Source organism: Streptomyces sp. NPDC045022, assembly GCF_056432605.1.
On sequence record NZ_JBWKIR010000024.1, the window covers coordinates 30272 to 47342 of the forward strand.

Here is a 17071-nt window from a genome sequence, read left to right on the forward strand (position 1 = left end):
CTACAGGAACCGTATACCCCCCGGGGGTATTCCGGAACTTTCAGGAATCCCGGAGTTTCTTCAACCGCTCCACGTCCGCCGCGTGGCCCTCCTTGCCGCCCGGCGTCTCGATGACCAGCGGGACGCCCGCGGTGGCCGGATGGGTCATCAGGGTGCGGAAGGGGTCCTCGCCGATATGGCCGGCGCCGATGTTCTCGTGCCGGTCCTTGTGCGCGCCGGCGACGTCCTTGGAGTCATTGGCGTGGATCAGCTTCAGCCGGCCCTCACCGACCGTGTCGACCAGCAGGTCCAGGGTCCGGTGCATGCCGCTCGGTCCGGTCAGGTCGTGCCCGGCGGCGAAGATGTGACAGGTGTCGAGGCACACGCCCAGCTTCGGATGGGCGTCCAGCGCCTCGAAGTACGGCCCGAAGTCCCAGGTGCGCGAGCACAGCGAGGCGCCCTGCCCGGCGGTCGACTCCAGCAGCAGGAACGGGTCGTCGTCCTGGGTCAGCTCGTCCAGCAACGGCAGCATGTGCTCGCGCACCTGCTTCAGGGCCACCTCCCGCGCCCGGCCGCCGGTCGCGCTGCCGGTGTGCACCACCACACCCAGCGCGCCGATCTCCCGCCCGCGCCGCAGCGAGTGCCGCAGGGACTCCACCGACCGCTCCACGGTCGCCTCGGTGTGCGAGCCGAAGTTGATCAGATAGGGCGCGTGGACGTACGCCGGTACCGACTCCTCGGCGCACGCCGCACGGAACGCCTCGTCCTGCCGCGGGTTCCCGGCGGGGGTGGCCCAGCCGCGTGGGTTGGCGACGAAGACCTGCACGGTCTCGGCCTTCAGTTCGCGGGCGTACGACAGGCCCACGGAGTGCAGGCCGCCGGCCACCGGGACATGACCGCCTATGGGGTTGCGGGGGAGGGAGGACAGATCAGGACTCACCCGTTCAGGGTGTCACGCCCGCCCCTGCCCCCGGACCACGCTCCCCGGTGACCCCCGTCACCGGATGGTGATCGTGATCGTCGACCCCTTGGGCGCCTTGTCGCCGCCCTCCACCGACTGCTTCCTCACGGTGTCGCCGAACAGCCCGAGCAGCCCGCGGTCCTCGTCCACCTCGAAGCCGTAGGCCCGCAGCCGCTTGTTCGCGTCGTCCACGCTGGAGCCCACCACGTCCGGGACCTCGATCATCTCCGGCCCCTTGGACAGCGTCAGCGTCACCGTGTCGCCCTCGGCGGCCTGCCTGCCGTCACCCGGGCTCTGCGCGGCGACCTTGCCCTTGTCGTAGTCGGAGTTGATCCGCTCGGTGGCGACCTTCACCCTCAGTCCGGCGTCCGTCAGCTCCTGGCGGGCCTCGGCCAGCTCCTCGTCGGTGACGTCCGGGACGTCGATCGGGCTGCCCTTGCTGACGGTCAGCGCGATCGCCGAACCGGCGTGCCGCTTGATGCCCGCCCGCGGCGTCGTGGCGATCACGGACCCCGTGCGGATGTCCTCGCTGAACTCCCGGGTGACCATGCCCGGCTCGAGACCGTCCGCCTTCAGCCGCGCCTGCGCCTTGGCGAGCGGCTGTCCCGCCAGATCCGGCACCTTCACCGTCTGCGGACCGAGCGAGACGGTCAGCGTCACCGAGTCGTGGTCCCGGATACGGGCGCCGGGCGCCGGGTCGGTGCTGATGACCGTGCCGCGCTTGACGGTGTCGTTGTACGCCCGCTCGACCCGCCCGACGTCGAGCCCGGCCGCCTCCAGCCGGTCTCTCGCCTGCGCCTCCGTCTTCGACAGCAGCGGCGGGACCTTCGTGAACTGGCCGGAGTTGATGTACCAGACCCCGGCGCCCACGCCGAACACCACCAGGACGGCGGCGAGCACCGTCAGCACCAGGCGCCTCGACCGCCGGGGCGGCGGCGGTGCCTGGAGCCGGGTGGTGTGCTGGACGACGCCCTCGGCGGGACCCTGGTCGCCGACGGGCAGCGGCCGGGGCACGGTCAGTGAGCGGGGGATCACGCTCGTCCGGTCCTCGGCGTTGTCGTGCTCCGCGGTCAGCGCCTGCGGCGGCAGCGCGTTCAGCTGCTCATCCGTCAGCGCCTGGCGAGCCTCGCGCACCTGGCCGAGCAGCGCCACGGCGTCGTGCGGGCGGACGTCCGGGTTGCGCGCGGTGGCCGACGCGACCAGTTCGTCCAGCTCGTACGGCAGTCCCGGCACGAGCGCCGACGGCGGCGGCACGTCCTCGTGGATGTGCTTGTACAGCACCTGCGCCGGAGAGTCCCCGGCGTGCGGTTTCCCGCCCGTCAGCATCTCGTAGAGGACGACACCGCACGCGTACACGTCGACGCGCGGGTCGGTGGTGCCCTGCTCTATCTGTTCGGGCGCGAGATACGACACGGTCCCGAGCACGGCACCGGTCGTGCTGGTCACGGTGTCCACCGACCGCACCAGCCCGAAGTCGGCGACCTTGACCCGCCCGTCGTCGCCTATCAGGACGTTCTCGGGCTTCATGTCACGGTGCACGAACCCGGCCCGGTGCGCGGCACCGAGCGCGGCCAGCACCGGCTCCAGGATGTCCAGCGCGGCCCGCGGCCGCACCGCGCCCCGCTCGCGCAGCACGTCCCGCAGGGTGCACCCGGCGACGTACTCCATCGCCAGGTACACGTACGACCCGTCGTTGCCCTGGTCGAAGACCTGCACCACGTTGGGGTGGTCGAGCCGGGCGACGGACTTCGCCTCCCGGATGAACCGCTCGACGAAGGACCCGTCGACCGCGAGCGTCGGGTGCATCACCTTCAGCGCGAGGACGCGGTCCAGGCGGGTGTCCAGGGCCCGGTAGACCGTGGCCATCCCGCCGGCGGCGATCCGCGCGTCGACGCGATAACGGCCGTCGAGCACCTGCCCGACGAGGGGGTCCTGAAGGGTCGTATCCACGCAGAGGAGTCTACGAGGGGCGACCGACACCCCCGCCCCCTGCGCCGTCGCCGGGGCGGAATGCAGCAGAGCTGTGACTGTTGCGCGACCGGAAGGCGGGGCGCTCGGGGTCCAGGTGCGCACGCCCCTCGGTGGGGGAGGAGGCCTCGGCGAAGTGACGGCGCGGGATCCGCCCCGCCAGCCGGGCCAGCCGGCCCGCCCGCACGGCGTGCCTCATGGCCGCGGCCATCGTCTCCGGCTCCTGCGCCCGGGTCACCGCGGAGGCCAGCATCACCCCCGAGCACCCCAGCTCCATCGCCAGCGCCACGTCGGACGCCGTACCGGCCCCCGCGTCCAGGATCACCGGCACACGCGCGTGCTCCACGATCAGCTGGAAGTTGTGCGGATTGCGGATGCCGAGCCCGGAGCCGATCGGCGAGCCCAGCGGCATCACCGCCGCACAGCCCACATCCTCCAGCTTCCGCGCGAGCACAGGATCGTCGTTGGTGTACGGCAGCACCGTGAACCCGTCGTCGACCAGCGTCTCCGCCGCCTCCAGCAGCTCCATCGGGTCCGGCAGCAGCGTCCGCTCGTCGGCGATGACCTCCAGCTTGACCAGGTCCGTGCCGAGCGCCTCGCGGGCCAGCCGGGCGGTCAGCACGGCCTCCCCGGCGGTGAAACAGCCCGCCGTGTTCGGCAGCACCCGGATGCCCAGCTTCTCCAGCACCGACAGCACCGAGCCGTGCACGGAGGGGTCCACGCGCCGCATCGCGACCGTGGTCAGCTCCGTGCCGGAGGCGGTCAGCGCCCGTTCCAGCACCTCCAGGCTGGGCGCGCCGCCCGTGCCCATGATCAGCCGGGAGCCGAAGGGCACACCGCCGAGGACGAAGGGATCGTCGGCCATGGTCAGCCTCCTTGCACGGCGGTGAGCACTTCGACACGGTCGCCCTCGGTGAGCGCGGTGGCCGCCCACCGGGTGCGCGGGACGACGGTCTCGTTGACGGCGGCCGCCACCCCGGAGGGCGCCGGGGTGAGGGTCCTGACGAGGGTGTCGAGAGCGGTGCCCGGGGCGATCTCCCGGCGCTCCCCGTTGACGGAGATGGTGACGGACCTGGTCATGCGCGCTGCTCCATGAGGCGTGCGGGCTGCTCCGGCGGTACGGCGGCGAAGCGCATCGGGGTGAACGGGTGGGCTTCCGCGGGGAGTTCACCGGCGACCAGCGCGTGCGCCAGGACGTCCCCGGTGACCGGCGTGAGCAGCACCCCGTTGCGGTAGTGCCCGGTGGCCAGCAGCAGTCCGTCCAGCCCGGACGGGCCGAGCAGCGGCGCGTTGTCCGGGGAGCCGGGACGCAGTCCGGCCCGGGTCTCGGTGAGGGGCAGCTCGGTGATCCCCGGCACCAGCTCGTGCGCGTCGCGCAGCAGTTCGTACACGCCGCCCGCCGTGACCGTCGTGTCCCAGCCCAGTTCCTCACTGGTCGCGCCGACGACCAGTTCGCCGTTCTCGCGGGGCACCAGATAGACGTGGCTGCCGCGGACGACGGCCCGCACGGTCCGGCTCAGGAACGGCGCGAAGCGGCGGGGCACGGTCAGCCGGAGCACCTGCCCCTTCACCGGCCGTACCGGCGGCAGCAGCGCCTCCGGCACGCCCGCGAGCCGGCCGCTCATGCTTCCGGCGGCGAGCACGACCTGCTCCGCGCGCAACTCGGTGCCGTCCGCCGTGGTCACGCCGGCCGCCCGGTCCCGCAGGACGTCGAGGCGTTCGGCCCACCCGCGGTGGAACACCACCCCGGCGCGCTCGCATGCGGTCACCAGGGCCGCCGCCAGCCGCCGCGGGTCGATCTGGTGGTCGCCGTCGACCCGCAGCCCGCCGCGCACCCCGGGCGCCAGCATCGGCTCCAGGCGGCGGCAGTCCCGCCCCGACAGCCACACCGACTCCAGGCCCGAACGCTGCTGCAGCGCGTGCAGTTCGCGCAGATGAGCGCGGTCGTCGGCGTCCAGCGCGACCGCGAGGGTGCCGCAGCGGCGGTAGCCGAGGTCGTGGCCGGTCAGTTCGGCCAGCTCGGCCGCGAAGTCCGGGTAGCGGCGGGCCGATTCCAGGTTCAGGGCGAGCAGCGTCTCCTCGCCGTAGTGCAGTTCGGTGACCGCGGCCAGCATCCCGGCCGCGACGCGCGCGGCCCCGCCGCCGGGCTCGGGGTCCACCACGGCCGTGGCGAGCCCGCGCTGCGCCGCGCGCCAGGCCGTGACCAGGCCGATGATTCCGCCCCCGATGACGAGGACGTCGGACGTACGTGACGACATGGGCGTCCAGCCCCTCCCTTCGCCGGCATGACCCGGATCAGGTTCGTACGGTCGGAGGCCGCCAGCCTCCCTCTCAGCCCGGTGCGTCCGGGCTCCCGCGAGTGCTTGTACGGTGGCCACCCTAGCCCGCAGCGCTCGTCACCCGTAAGGGAGCCCCGCCCATGGCCCGCCCGCTCGACGGACTGATCCTCGCCCCCGTCGCCGACCAGGCCCCAGGTCAGGTGGGCACGCGTACCCGCTTCGCCTACCACGAGAAGGACGGCGAGATCTGGGCCGAGTACGCGGGCGGCGACGTCGTGCGCGGCCATCTGGTCGGCACCCGCGAGGGCGACCGGCTGGACTTCCGGTACGTGCAGCTCAGGGCCGACGGGACGACGTCCTCCGGGCACTGCGTCTCGAAGGTTGTGGAGCTGCCCGACGGCCGCGTGCGGCTCGAGGAGGACTGGGAGTGGGAGTCGCGGCCCGGCAGGGGGACGAGCGTTGTGGAGCAGGTCACCGAGCACGCCCCCTGACTGACAAACTGTCACGTGACTATGGTGATCAGGTGAGCGAGCAGACAGCGGTACAGGGCACGTCACAGGCGCGGCGCGTGGTCGTCGTGGGCGCGGGCATGGCCGGGGTGCAGACCGCGGTCGCCCTGCGGGAAAGGGGCTTCAGGGGCCCGGTGGCCGTCATCGGCGCCGAGCCGCACCAGCCGTATGACCGGCCGCCGCTGTCGAAGGCCGTGCTGCTCGGCAAGGCCGAGGACTCCGCCTTCGACGTGGACTTCGAGGCGCTCGGCGTCGAGCTGCGGCTCGGCTGCGAGGTACTGGGCCTGCGCCCCGCCGAACACGAGCTGGACACCGAGGCGGGTCCGGTGCCGTACGACGTCCTGGTCCTCGCCACGGGCGCGGAACCGATCACCCTGCCCGGCACCGAAGGCGTGCCCGGCGTGCACCTGCTGCGCACCCTGGACGACGCCGAACGGCTGCGGCCCGTGCTCGCCCGGCAGCACGACGTCGTGGTCGTCGGCGCCGGCTGGATCGGCGCCGAGTTCGCCACGGCGGCTCGGGAGGCGGGCTGCGCCGTGACCGTCGTCGAGGCGGCCGGCCGGCCGCTCGTGGGCGCCCTGCCCGCCGAGGTGGCCGCGCCCATGGCCGCCTGGTACGCCGACAGCGGCGCCGAACTGCGTACCGACGCGCGCGTGCAGCGCGTCGAACCCGGCGCGGTGGTGCTCGCCGACGGCACGCGGCTGCCCGCGGGCGCCGTGGTCGTCGGCATCGGTGCCCGCCCCGCCACCGGCTGGCTGGCCGGCTCCGGCATCGAGTTGGGTCGGCACGGCGAGGTCCTCGCCGACGCTCACCTGCGCACCAGCGCCGAGGACGTGTACGCCGTCGGCGACTGCGCCTCCTTTCCCTCGGCGCGCTACGGCGAACGGCTGCTCGTGCACCACTGGGACAACGCCCTCCAGGGTCCCCGCACGGTCGCCGCGAACATCCTCGGTGAGATCCCGGCGGTCTACGACCCGGTGCCCTACTTCTGGTCCGAGCAGTTCGGCCGCTTCGTCCAGTACGCCGGCCACCACGCCGCGGCCGACCGCCTGGTGTGGCGGGGCGACCCGGCGGGCCCGGCCTGGACGGTGTGCTGGCTGCGCGAGGACCGGTTGGTGGCCCTGCTGGCCGTGGGCCGGCCGCGCGACCTGGCCCAGGGGCGGCGGCTGATCGAGGCCGGCCGGCCGCTTGATCCCGAGGCGCTGGCCGATCCGGCCAGGCCCCTGAAGGACGCCACCGTCGACTAGTACGTCCTCCCGGGTGGACCTGCCTGGCTTCCGACTGTCGGTGGGGGATGGCAGGCTAGATTCCGTGACCGAGATTGACGCAAAGATCGATGCTCTCGTCCCCGACTGGCTCACCCTCCCCGACATCGCCGAACAGCTCGGCGTCGAGGTGACGCGTGTGCGGCAGCTGGTCAAGGACGGCCAGCTCATCGCCGTACGCCGAGGTGAGAACCGGGCGCTGCACGTCCCCGCCGCCTTCATCGACGGGGACAAGGTGGTCAAGGGCCTGTCCGGGACCCTGACGCTCCTGCGGGACGACGGCTTCACGGACGAAGAGATGATCGAATGGCTCTTCACCCCTGACCCGACCCTGCCCGGCACCCCCGCGCAGGCCCTGAGCGAGAATCGCGGCACGGAGGTGAAGCGCCGCGCCCAGGCGCTCGCCGTCTGAGCCGAACCGCATCAGGGGGTGGCGTGCGGGCCCGCGCCCGTACGCCACCCGGAGAAATACCAGGCATACCGACCACGGGGGGACCCACGCATGTCCGACACCGCCCGCGCAGCGCTCGCCGACGCCCGCGTGTACCTCTGCACGGACGCCCGCAGGCGCCAGGGCGACCTCGCCGAGTTCCTGGACGCGGTGCTCGCGGGCGGCGTGGACGTCGTGCAGCTGCGCGACAAGGGCATGGAGGCCGCCGAGGAGCTGGAGCACCTGCGGGTCTTCGCCGACGCCTGCGCCCGGCACGGCAAGCTGCTCGCGGTCAACGACCGCGCGGATGTCGCCCACGCCGCCGGCGCAGACGTGCTGCACCTCGGCCAGGGTGATCTGCCGGTCCCGGCGGCCCGCGCGGTCCTCGGCGAGGACGTCCTGATCGGCCGTTCCACGCACGCCGAGGCCGAGGCCGCCGCGGCCGCCGTCCAGGAGGGTGTGGACTACTTCTGCACCGGCCCGTGCTGGCCCACCCCCACCAAGCCCGGCCGGCACGCCCCCGGCCTCGACCTGGTCCGCCACACGGCCGGTCTCGGCACCGACCGTCCCTGGTTCGCCATCGGCGGCATCGACCTCGGAAACCTGGACGAGGTGCTGGACGCCGGTGCCCGCCGGGTGGTCGTGGTCCGCGCGATCACCGAGGCGGACGACCCGGGAGCCGCGGCGGCGCAGTTCACCAAGCGGCTGCGGGACGCGACGTAGCGGGCCGGCCGGCCCCGGGCGGAGGCCGGCTGTCCACCTGCTGGACAGGAAGTCGACAAATCGGGCAAATTTCCGCTGTCCGGTTGGGGGACCGCCCACCCCTGGCTAACCTGCGGGTATGGCCCTCGGAACCGCATCCACCAGGACTGATCGCGCACGCACCGTGCGTGACATCCTCGCCGCCGGCAAAACGACGTATTCGTTCGAGTTCTCGGCGCCGAAGACCCCCAAGGGTGAGCGGAACCTGTGGAGCGCGCTCCGGCGGGTCGAGGCGGTCGCCCCCGACTTCGTCTCCGTGACCTACGGCGCCGGCGGCTCGACCCGCGCGGGCACGGTCAAGGAGACCCAGCAGATCGTCGTCGACACCACGCTCACCCCGGTCGCCCACCTCACCGCGGTCGACCACTCCATCGCCGAACTGCGCAACATCATCGGCCAGTACGCCGACGCCGGCATCCGCAACATGCTCGCCGTGCGTGGCGACCCGCCCGGCGACCCCATGGGCGACTGGGTGCCGCACCCCCGTGGTCTGGCCTACGCCGCCGAACTCGTCCGGCTCATCAAGGAGTCGGGCGACTTCTGCGTGGGGGTGGCCGCGTTCCCGGAGATGCACCCGCGCTCCACGGACTGGGACACCGACGTGGCCCACTTCGTGGACAAGTGCCGCGCGGGCGCCGACTACGCCATCACACAGATGTTCTTCCGGCCGGAGTCGTATCTTCGGCTGCGCGACCGCGTGGTGGCCGCGGGCTGCGACACCCCGGTCATTCCCGAGGTCCTGCCGGTCACCAGCGTGAAGATGCTGGAACGGCTGCCCAAGCTCAGCAACGCCGTCTTCCCGGACGCCCTGAAAGAGCGGATCCTCACAGCGAAGGACGATCCGGCGGCGGTACGCTCCATCGGTATCGAGTTCGCCACCGAGTTCTGCGCGCGGCTGCTGGCCGAGGGAGTGCCCGGATTGCACTTCATCACGCTCAACAACTCCACGGCGACCCTGGAAATCTACGAGAACCTGGGCCTGCACCATCCCCCGCAGGCCTAGACCGGCCGCACCGCGGTACGACACACTGCGTAGCGGTCACTGGGAGAGGGGCGTACATGGGCTGGACGGTCCTCTACATCGCGTTCGGCATCGTCGCACTGTGGTTGCTGGGCGAGGTGCTCCTGCAGTACAAGGCGCGACTGCGCTGGCGGCTGCTCGCCTTCGTCGGCTTCCTCGGTGTCGTACTCGGTGTGCTGATGCCGTCCGTCGTCGTGATCGGCCTGGGCGCCATCGCCTTCGCGCTCGGGCAGACCTACGTCACGCTGTCGTTCCGCCGCGGCTTCGCGGCCGGCTGGGCGGTCAAGCGCCCCGACGCCGAGACCGGCGGCGGGACCAAGCGCCGCCGCGGCAGGGCGGAGCACCAGGGCCCGGCCCCCGAGGTCTTCGGCCCCGAGGCCGGGGAAGGCGCCGACGACCGGGACGCCGACCACGGCCGCGACCGTCTCACCTACGGTGACGACGACTACGACCGCGACGACGTCTTCACCCCGGCCCGCCCCGGCGAGCCGACCGCCGCCGAGTCCACCGCCGTCTACGCGCCCCAGCCCCTCCCCGACGACACCGGCTCCTACGGCGTCTACGGCGACACCGCCGCGTACGCCGGCGCCGCCCAGCCCCAGGGCGCCGACCAGAACCACGCCTACGACTACCCGGGCTACGCCCAGCAGAGCTACGGCTACGACACCAGCGGTCAGCAGGGTTACGCCAACTACTCCGACCCGTACATCGGCACCCAGTCCTACGCCGACACCTCGTACGACACCGGCTACGGGCAGCAGCAGTACGGCCAGCAGAGCTACGCCCAGGACCCGTACGCCACCGGGGGCTACGGCGAGACCCCGGCCGGCGGGGTGTGGGTGCCGCAGCAGCGCACCGACGAGACCTACGGCGGCGAACTCCCGCAGGAGCAGCCGTATCCGTACCAGGCGGGCGGCCATCCCCAGCCGCAGCCCGGCGCCGGGTACGACGAGCAGTACCGCTTCTGACGCGCCGGGCCCCGGCTCACTGCGAGCCGCGGAACTGCGGCCCCTCCACGATCAGCCCGGCCACCAGCGCCCCCGACATGCCCGCGTGCGGCAGGCCGCCGCCGGGGTGGGACCAGCCGCCGGCGGTGAACAGGCCCGGCAGCGCCGTGGTGTTGGCCGGGTGCAGCACCCCCTCCGGGGCGGCCAGCGCGGGTGGCGGAACCGCACCGCCCGTGGCGCCCGTCTCCCGCTCGGTGTCCAGGGGTGTGCGCACCTCGCGCCACAGCACCCGCTCGCGCAGCCCCGGCACGGCACGCTCGGCGGCGGCGACCAGCCGGTCCGCGGCGGCGCCGGCGGCGCCCGGCGCGGCCCAGTCGTACTCCGTCGACGGCGGCACCGTCGCCGTCAGCACCACGGACTCGTGCTCCCCGGAGGGGCGCAGGGCCGGGTCGTCCGGCCGGTCCACGACGACCGTCGGCAGATCCGGCAGCACCCCCTGGCGGAACAGGTCCAGAGCACCCTCGCCGTCGGCCGAGTGCACCACCGTGCGGTGCGCGGCGCCCGGCTCCCGCGCGCCGCGCAGGGCCAGGCACACGACCATCCGGCCCGGGTAGCGGTCCTCGGGCTCCGGGCGCACGTCCTGCGCGCCGTACAGTTCCCTGCCCGCGACCAGGCCGCCCAGCCGCCGGGGGCCCGTGCCGACGACGAAGTCCGCCTCGGCCACCGTGCCGTCGCGCAACTCCAGCCCCGCCGCCCGGCCGTCCTTCTCCAGGACCCGGGTGACCTCCGCGCCGAAGACGAACTCGACGCGCCGCTCCAGGCACCGCTCGTACACCGCGCGCGCCAGCTCCCGGATGCCGCCGCGCACGTACCAGGTGCCGAAGGCGTGCTCCATGTAGGGCAGCACGGCCGCGCTCGCGGGGGCCGTCCCGGGATCGATGCCGTACGCGAGCGCGTAGCCCTCGAGCAGCGTCGCCAGCCGCGGGTCGCGCAGCTCCCACGCGCCGATCTCGTGCAGCTTGACCGCCCTCCGCGTGCGCAGCAGCCGCTTGTGCGCAACCCCCGGATACGGCTCCCGTTGCTCCAGCACCGGCCAGTCGGGCCACAGCGGCTCCTCCAGCAGCGGTCGGCGGGTGCGGTCCCAGGCTTCGCGGGCCCGCACCAGGAAGTCGCCCCAGCGCTCGCCCGCCCCCGCGCCCAGCGCCTCGTCCAGGGCCGCGACCACACCCGCGCGCGAGGCGTTCGGCAGGGACACCTCGGTGCCGTCCGCGAAGACGTGCCGCGCGGCCGGGTCGACCTGGACCAGCTCGACGCGGTCCTCCAGCGGTTCCTTGCCGGTCTTGACGAACAGATCGCGGTACACGGCGGGCAGCGTCAGCAGCCCCGGGCCGGTGTCGAAGGCGAACCCGTCCCGCTCGAACCGGCGCACCGCACCGCCGTACGTATCCGTGCGCTCGTACACCACCACCCGGTGGCCCGCGACGGCCAGCCGGGCAGCGGACGCCATCGCGCCCATCCCGGCGCCCATCACCGCAATCCGTGCCATGCCCGCGACTTTATCGACCGCCACCGACAATCCGGTCGGCGGGCCGCGGTGGAGCGGGTCAGGGCGACCGCGACGCCAGGCGCCGCTCCTCTCGCCGCTGCGCCCGGCGCCGCAGGAAGCGCCGGATCCGCGAGACGAGGAACACCAGCGTCAGCAGCCCGCCGGCCAGCAGGACGCCCGCGATGATCGCCGCCGCCTCCGGGTCGAACATCGCGAACGACACGAGGGCGCCCACTCCGAGGTCCTCGGCGAGGCTCAGTGCGACGTTGCTGAACGGCTCCGGCGAGGTGTTGACGGCCATCCGCGTCCCCGCCTTGACGGTGTGACTGGCCAGGGCCGTCGAACCGCCGAGCAGCCCGGCCGCCACATCCGGGACCGAACCGCTCTGCCCGGCGAGCAGCGCACCCACCCAGGCGCCCGCGAGCGGCCGGACCACCGTGTGCACGGAGTCCCACGCCGAGTCGACGTACGGGATCTTGTCGGCGACCGCCTCGCACAGGAACAGCACGCCCGCGACGATCAGTACCTCCGGGCGCTGCAACGTCTGCGGGACGTCGTCGCTCACCCCCGTCAGGCCGAACAGACCGAGCAGCAGCACCACCGCGTAGGCGTTGATGCCGCTGGCCCAGCCGCTGGTGAAGACGAGAGGGAGTACGGACACGGACGCGATCGTAGCCAGTCGGCGGGCCGGAGTCGTGGGCACGCACGCGGACGGCTGAGTACGCGTACCTAGACGGTCAGATGAGTACGCGCGCGGATGGGGCGCCGACCCCCGAGACGGGAGAGTGGAGGCACGGCAGGGGGCGTGCCCGGCACCGCCGACACGGGGCGGCGGAACGGCGCCCGCCCACCGGCCGCTCCTTCCGCCGATCCGTCGGCGGAAGCGAGACACGGGGGTCCCGGGGGAGGCACGGGGGAAAGGAAGGCGCCGGTCCGGCAGCGGACCGGCGCCCTTCCCCGTGCGCTCGCACCGGGGCTCAGACCCTGCCGCTGACCCGGCCCTGGAGCAGCCGGGACAGCGCCGCGTGGACGTCGTCCAGGGAGCGCTCCGGCTGGAAGGACTTCCAGTCCAGCGCGGCCACCAGGACCATGCCGACCAGCGCGGCCGCCGACAGCTGGACATCGATCTCGTCGCTGAACTCGCCGGCTGCCACGCCCTCGCGCAGCACCCCCTCGACCACCGCGACGGCCTCCTGCCGGACCACCATCAAGGTGGACTGCCAGGCCCGGTTGGTGCGCCACAGCTCGGCCACATACAGCTGGGTGAAGGCCGGGTAGCGGTCGATGAAGACCAGGCCCGCGCGGATCATCGCGTCCAGCGCGTCCACCTTGCTGCCGCCCGCCCGCGCCGTCCCCTCGGCCGCCTCCCGCAGGGATGCGGTGAGCAGGCCCACGCCGTGCCTCAGCAACTCCTCGAAGAGAACCGACTTGCTCGCGAAGTTGTAGTAGACCGTGCCCTTCGCGACGCCGGCCCGCTCGGCGATCTCGTCCACCGTGGTCGCGGAGAAGCCCTGCTCGGCGATGAGCGTGACGGCCGCCTCGTAGAGCTTCTGCCGGGTGGCCTCGCGGCGCGTGCTGCCGCCGGACCGGGCGCTGGTGCTTTCCATGGCCCCGATTCTCACAGGTACGCGCGCGTGCCGGGTCTCCGCGGGGATCACAGGCTCAGCTCGGGGTGCAGCCGGTCCAGCGTCCACACCTGGCGGCGCCGGGCCGTGAGGGCGGTCAGCGCCAGGGCGCCCGCGGTGAACGCGGTGAGCACCACGCACGCCTGCCATACCGGGCCGAGGCCGCCGCCCGTGATCAGCCGGCGCAACGCCTCCACGATGTAGCTCATCGGCAGGAACGGGTGGATCGCGCTGAAGAAGCCCGGACTGGTCTGCACCGGGTACGTGCCGCCCGCCGAGGTCAGCTGGAGCATGAGCAGGGCGAGGACCAGGATCCGGCCGGCCGCGCCGAAGCGGGCGTTCAGCCACTGCACGATCGCCCCGAAACACGCCGTGACCAGGAACAGGAAGCCGATCGTGCCGGCCGCGCGCAGCATCTGCAGGCCGATCGCCCAGTGCAGTACGGCCATCAGGGCGGCCACCTGCAGCACGCCCACCGCGACCACCGGCAGCCAGCCGGCCAGCGCGATCCGCCAGGCCGGGGAACCGGCCGCCAGAGCGCGCCGGTTGAGCGGCGGGATCAGCATGTAGGCCACCATCGCGCCCACCCACAGGGACAGCGGAATGAAGTACGGGGCGAACCCGGTGCCGTAGTTCGGTGCCTTGTGCAGGTCGTGGGAGGCCAGCTGGACCGGGTCGGCCATCACTCCGGTGCGCTGGTCGCGGTCCTGCTTGTCGTAGTCGGGGATCTTCCTGGCGCCGTCGTGCAGTCCGCCGGCCAGCTTCCCGGAGCCGTCGGAGAGTTTGTACAGGCCGCCGTTCAGGGTCTGGGCGCCCGACTCGGCGGTGCCGATGCCCTTGTCCAGCTTCACCGCGCCGGTGCGGGCGGTACCGAGGCCGGTGTGCAGCTTCTCGGCTCCGGTGGCGACCTTGTGCGCCCCGGCGTTCAGCTTGTTGATCTTCTTGACGGCGTCGTCGACGTCCTCCGAGAGGTGCGGTGCGCGCTTTTCGAGGGCCAAGGCCTGCTTCCGCAGCGTGCCGAGGTTGTCCCGCATCGTCTTCAGGTCGCCGTCCTGGTCCGCGATCAGCGTGTTGAGGTCGTCGGCGACGGTGGCCACGTCGGCGGCGGCAGTTTTGGCCCGCTTCAGTGCCGGGCAGGCCGGGTCGGGGACGGTCGCGGTCTCGCAGCGTGCCCGGTAGACCTCGTCCAGGACGGCGGAGGACGCGTGGGCGGCCTTGGCGGCGCCCGGCGCGCGCTTCACCAGGACGTCGAGGTTGTCCTGGACCGCCTTGGCCGAGTCGGCGACCAGCCGGGCGGTGTCCCCGATGGTCTTCTCGTCGGTCTTCAGGAACGGGCCCGCCTCGGCGTAGACGCCGTTGACCTTGTCGGCGAGCCGCTGGGTGCCGTCGGCGACCTGCCGTGAACCGTCCTGCAGGTCACCGGCGCCCTTGTCGAGCTTCTTCAGGCCCTTGGCCAGCTTGCCGCTGCCACTTTTGGCGTCCTTCAGCCCGTCGGCGAGGTCCTTGGAGCCCTTCTCCGCCTTCCCGATGCCGTTGTTCAGTTTGTCGGCGCCCCCGGCGGCCGTGACGGTCTTGTCGTGGATGCCGGAGAAGGACACGAAGATCTTGTCCAGGAAGGTCCGGGAGGCCTTCGTGGACGCGGCCGAGCGCACCTCGTTGAAGACGGTGCGGGAGATCTGGCCGACGATGTAGTTGTTCGCGTCGTTGGTGCGCACCCGGAGGGCACCGGTCTCGGGGGAGTCGCCCGAACTGGACGCGATCCGGCTGCTGAAGTCGGCCGGCATGGTCAGCGACAGGTAGTAGGTGCCGTCCTCGACACCCTTGCGGGCCTCTTCGTCGCTCACCTCGTGCCACTCGAAGGTCCGGCTGTCGCGCAGTCCGTCGACGATGTCGTCACCGGCGGCGACCTTCTTCCCGGCCGCCGTGGCCCCCTTGTCGTCGTTCACCAGGGCCACCGGGATGCGGTCCAGCCGCCCGTACGGGTCCCAGAACGACCACAGGTACAGGGCGCCGTAGAGCAGGGGCAGCACGAGGAGTGCGACCAGGGCGGCGCGTGGCAGCTTCCCGCGCCCGAAACGCCTCAGCTCAAGCGCGGCCAGCCTCGGTGAGCGCATCGCCGGCACCCTCCTTCCGATCGGCCGGATCGATGTCCGCCTCGGTGCCGGCCTCGGCTGTGGCGTCGGCCTCGGCGCCCTCCTGCTCGGCGCCCTTCTGCTCGGCGTCCGGCTGCCGGGTGTTCCTCCGGCCGGCGTCCGGCCGTTCCGTCGGCACGGTCACACAGCCCTCGACAGCGGTGCGGCACACGGCCAGGACCGTCGTCCCCGCGCGCGTGAGGGAGCGCAACAGGTCCCAGACCTCGGCACGTTCGGCGTCCGACAGCTTCATGTCGATGTCGTCCACACCGACCAGCCGGGGCCGGCCCACGAGGGCCAGGGCCACGGACAGGCGCAGCTCCTGGAGCCGCTCCAGATCGCGCACGGCCGTCCGCGAGCCCTTGGGCAGCGTTTCGAGGTCCAGTCCGGCGGCGGCCAGGGCCGCGTCGATCCGCAGTCGCGCCTCGTGCGTGGGCTGGACGCGAGGCCGCAGCACCTCGCGCAGGGAGTCGCCGAACCTGCGCTGCAGCAGGGCCCGTTCGCGCAGATGCTCGCCCACGGTCAGGGCCGGCTCCAGATCGGTCACGCCGGCCACGTTGGCCACTGCGCCGATCCGGCGCACGGCCGCCATGTGCCGGGGAAGTTTGAACTCGCCCACCGCGGCCACTCCTTCGGTGGGCTTCATCCGTCCCGTGAGCGCGAGCAGCAGACACGTACGGCCGGAGCCGGACGGTCCCTCGATCGCGATCAGTGAGCCGGGCTCCGCGTCGAGGGTGATGCCACGGAAGGCCCACCCCCGTGGCCCCTTGAGTCCGAGGCCTTCGGCCGTGACGTCCACGCCGTCCACAAGCCCCCCTGCCTGACATATTTGAACTGACTGGTCAGTACAAAAGTACGCCCGAACCTACGATCGAGGCAAAAGGCCAGGTCAGAACGGATTGTCAGTGCCATACCTCACGATGGGCACATACGGCACCCGTGCCGTCACCCAGACGACAGGAGGTTCGTCATGGCCAACTCGTCCGCAGCCGCCGCCCGTCGGCGCCGCGCCACCGGCCCTGCCCCCTCACTGACCGGCCCCGCCCCCTCACTGACCGGCCCGGCGAGCGACGTGCACCCCGTGCTCCGCCGGGCCACGGCCCCGCCCGCCGTCCTCGACCTGCTCGCCCAGGCCCGGGCCGGCCTGGAGGAGGCCACCGTCCTGGACACGCCCAACGAGCGCTATGCGACGGCCCACCTCGCCGCCCTGCGTACCGCCGCCGCCGTGCTCGCCGGCCGGGGCCGCCCCGAGACCTCACCCCGCCGCCGGGCCCGGATCCGCAGCGCCTGGGAAGTGCTGCCCGAGGTCGCCCCCGAGCTGACCGAGTGGAGCGCGCTGTTCGCCTCCGGTGCCGCCCGCCGGGCCCGGGCCGAGGCGGGCATCCAGGGGGCGGCGAGCCGGCGGGACGCCGACGACCTGATACGGGACGTGGCGATGTTCCTGCGCATCGTGGAGCGGATGCTCGTCCTCCAGCCGGTCCTGCCCCAGCCCCGCCGGGACACCGGCGAACCGGACGGCCCGGGAACGCGCGGCGACCTCCCGGACGCGGGCTGACCACCGGTTCGTCCGCCGTGCGAGACGGACACCGCCGTAGTCGGGCGCGGTGGGCCGGCAGGGCACCGGAGGCAATAGGGTGGAGTGGCCTT

Annotated in this window: 16 protein-coding genes, 1 pseudogene and 1 riboswitch; of the genes and pseudogenes, 7 read left to right on the forward strand and 10 right to left on the reverse strand. The window is 72.9% G+C overall.

The features are described 5' to 3' along the window. Positions 1-40 precede the first annotated feature (40 nt). The 5 genes and pseudogenes from AC07C1_RS31795 to thiO form a co-directional block, all read right to left on the reverse strand. On the reverse strand, positions 41-919 hold the full coding sequence (locus AC07C1_RS31795) for a deoxyribonuclease IV (protein ID WP_478944628.1): 879 nt from the start codon (positions 917-919) through the stop codon (positions 41-43). A gap of 57 nt (positions 920-976) precedes the next feature. Further along, positions 977-2890: a Stk1 family PASTA domain-containing Ser/Thr kinase gene (gene pknB / locus AC07C1_RS31800; protein WP_478944630.1), complete on the reverse strand. Its 1914-nt coding sequence runs from the start codon at positions 2888-2890 to the stop codon at positions 977-979. A gap of 91 nt (positions 2891-2981) precedes the next feature. Continuing rightward, a pseudogene (locus AC07C1_RS31805) lies at positions 2982-3773 on the reverse strand (thiazole synthase); the annotation flags it as partial. Positions 3774-3775: 2 nt separating this feature from the next. Then, the gene (gene thiS, locus AC07C1_RS31810; RefSeq protein WP_478944632.1) at positions 3776-3988 is read right to left on the reverse strand and encodes a sulfur carrier protein ThiS; all 213 of its coding nucleotides are present in this window, start codon (positions 3986-3988) and stop codon (positions 3776-3778) included. Beyond that, the gene (gene thiO / locus AC07C1_RS31815) at positions 3985-5166 is read right to left on the reverse strand and encodes a glycine oxidase ThiO (RefSeq protein ID WP_478944634.1); all 1182 of its coding nucleotides are present in this window, start codon (positions 5164-5166) and stop codon (positions 3985-3987) included. The genes thiS and thiO overlap by 4 nt, the downstream gene beginning before the upstream one ends. Continuing rightward, positions 5164-5275, reverse strand: a riboswitch (TPP riboswitch). It overlaps the preceding gene by 3 nt. Before the next feature lie 52 nt (positions 5276-5327). On the opposite strand from thiO, the gene AC07C1_RS31820 reads away from it, so the two are divergent. The 6 genes from AC07C1_RS31820 to AC07C1_RS31845 all read left to right on the forward strand — a co-directional run bounded on the left by AC07C1_RS31820 (position 5328) and on the right by AC07C1_RS31845 (position 10142). Further along, complete coding sequence (locus tag AC07C1_RS31820; RefSeq protein ID WP_478944635.1) at positions 5328-5678, forward strand: avidin-fold protein; 351 nt, start codon at positions 5328-5330, stop codon at positions 5676-5678. A gap of 32 nt (positions 5679-5710) precedes the next feature. After that, a complete protein-coding gene (locus AC07C1_RS31825; RefSeq protein ID WP_478944636.1) occupies positions 5711-6943 on the forward strand; it encodes an NAD(P)/FAD-dependent oxidoreductase in 1233 nt (410 codons plus the stop codon). Positions 6944-7007: 64 nt separating this feature from the next. Then, a complete protein-coding gene (locus AC07C1_RS31830; protein WP_360734180.1) occupies positions 7008-7373 on the forward strand; it encodes an Rv2175c family DNA-binding protein in 366 nt (121 codons plus the stop codon). Positions 7374-7463: 90 nt separating this feature from the next. After that, complete coding sequence (gene thiE / locus AC07C1_RS31835; protein ID WP_478944638.1) at positions 7464-8114, forward strand: thiamine phosphate synthase; 651 nt, start codon at positions 7464-7466, stop codon at positions 8112-8114. A gap of 118 nt (positions 8115-8232) precedes the next feature. After that, positions 8233-9156 (forward strand): methylenetetrahydrofolate reductase [NAD(P)H], encoded by a 924-nt coding sequence (gene metF, locus AC07C1_RS31840; RefSeq protein ID WP_478944640.1) that lies wholly within the window; start codon positions 8233-8235, stop codon positions 9154-9156. A 56-nt stretch (positions 9157-9212) separates the two neighbouring features. Continuing rightward, on the forward strand, positions 9213-10142 hold the full coding sequence (locus tag AC07C1_RS31845; protein WP_478944642.1) for an SCO2102 family sporulation regulator: 930 nt from the start codon (positions 9213-9215) through the stop codon (positions 10140-10142). 16 nt (positions 10143-10158) lie between these two features. Here AC07C1_RS31845 and AC07C1_RS31850 read toward each other — a convergent pair whose 3' ends face one another. From AC07C1_RS31850 to AC07C1_RS31870, 5 genes are all read right to left on the reverse strand, one after another. Then, positions 10159-11667, reverse strand: coding sequence for a phytoene desaturase family protein (locus AC07C1_RS31850; protein ID WP_478944643.1), 1509 nt, complete (start codon positions 11665-11667; stop codon positions 10159-10161). A gap of 58 nt (positions 11668-11725) precedes the next feature. Continuing rightward, entirely contained in the window at positions 11726-12328 is a 603-nt protein-coding gene (locus tag AC07C1_RS31855; protein ID WP_478944645.1) for a DUF4126 domain-containing protein, read from the reverse strand. A gap of 316 nt (positions 12329-12644) precedes the next feature. After that, complete coding sequence (locus AC07C1_RS31860; protein ID WP_478944647.1) at positions 12645-13274, reverse strand: TetR/AcrR family transcriptional regulator; 630 nt, start codon at positions 13272-13274, stop codon at positions 12645-12647. Positions 13275-13321: 47 nt separating this feature from the next. Next, a complete protein-coding gene (locus AC07C1_RS31865; protein WP_478944649.1) occupies positions 13322-15406 on the reverse strand; it encodes a YhgE/Pip family protein in 2085 nt (694 codons plus the stop codon). After that, positions 15378-16232, reverse strand: a complete 855-nt coding sequence (locus AC07C1_RS31870; protein WP_478944650.1) for an ATP-binding cassette domain-containing protein — start codon at positions 16230-16232, stop codon at positions 15378-15380. Before AC07C1_RS31870 ends, AC07C1_RS31865 begins: the two co-directional genes overlap by 29 nt. 162 nt (positions 16233-16394) lie before the next feature. Between AC07C1_RS31870 and AC07C1_RS31875 the strand changes: the two genes are divergently transcribed. After that, complete coding sequence (locus AC07C1_RS31875) at positions 16395-16979, forward strand: SAV_6107 family HEPN domain-containing protein (RefSeq protein ID WP_478944652.1); 585 nt, start codon at positions 16395-16397, stop codon at positions 16977-16979. The last annotated feature ends 92 nt before the right edge of the window (positions 16980-17071 follow it).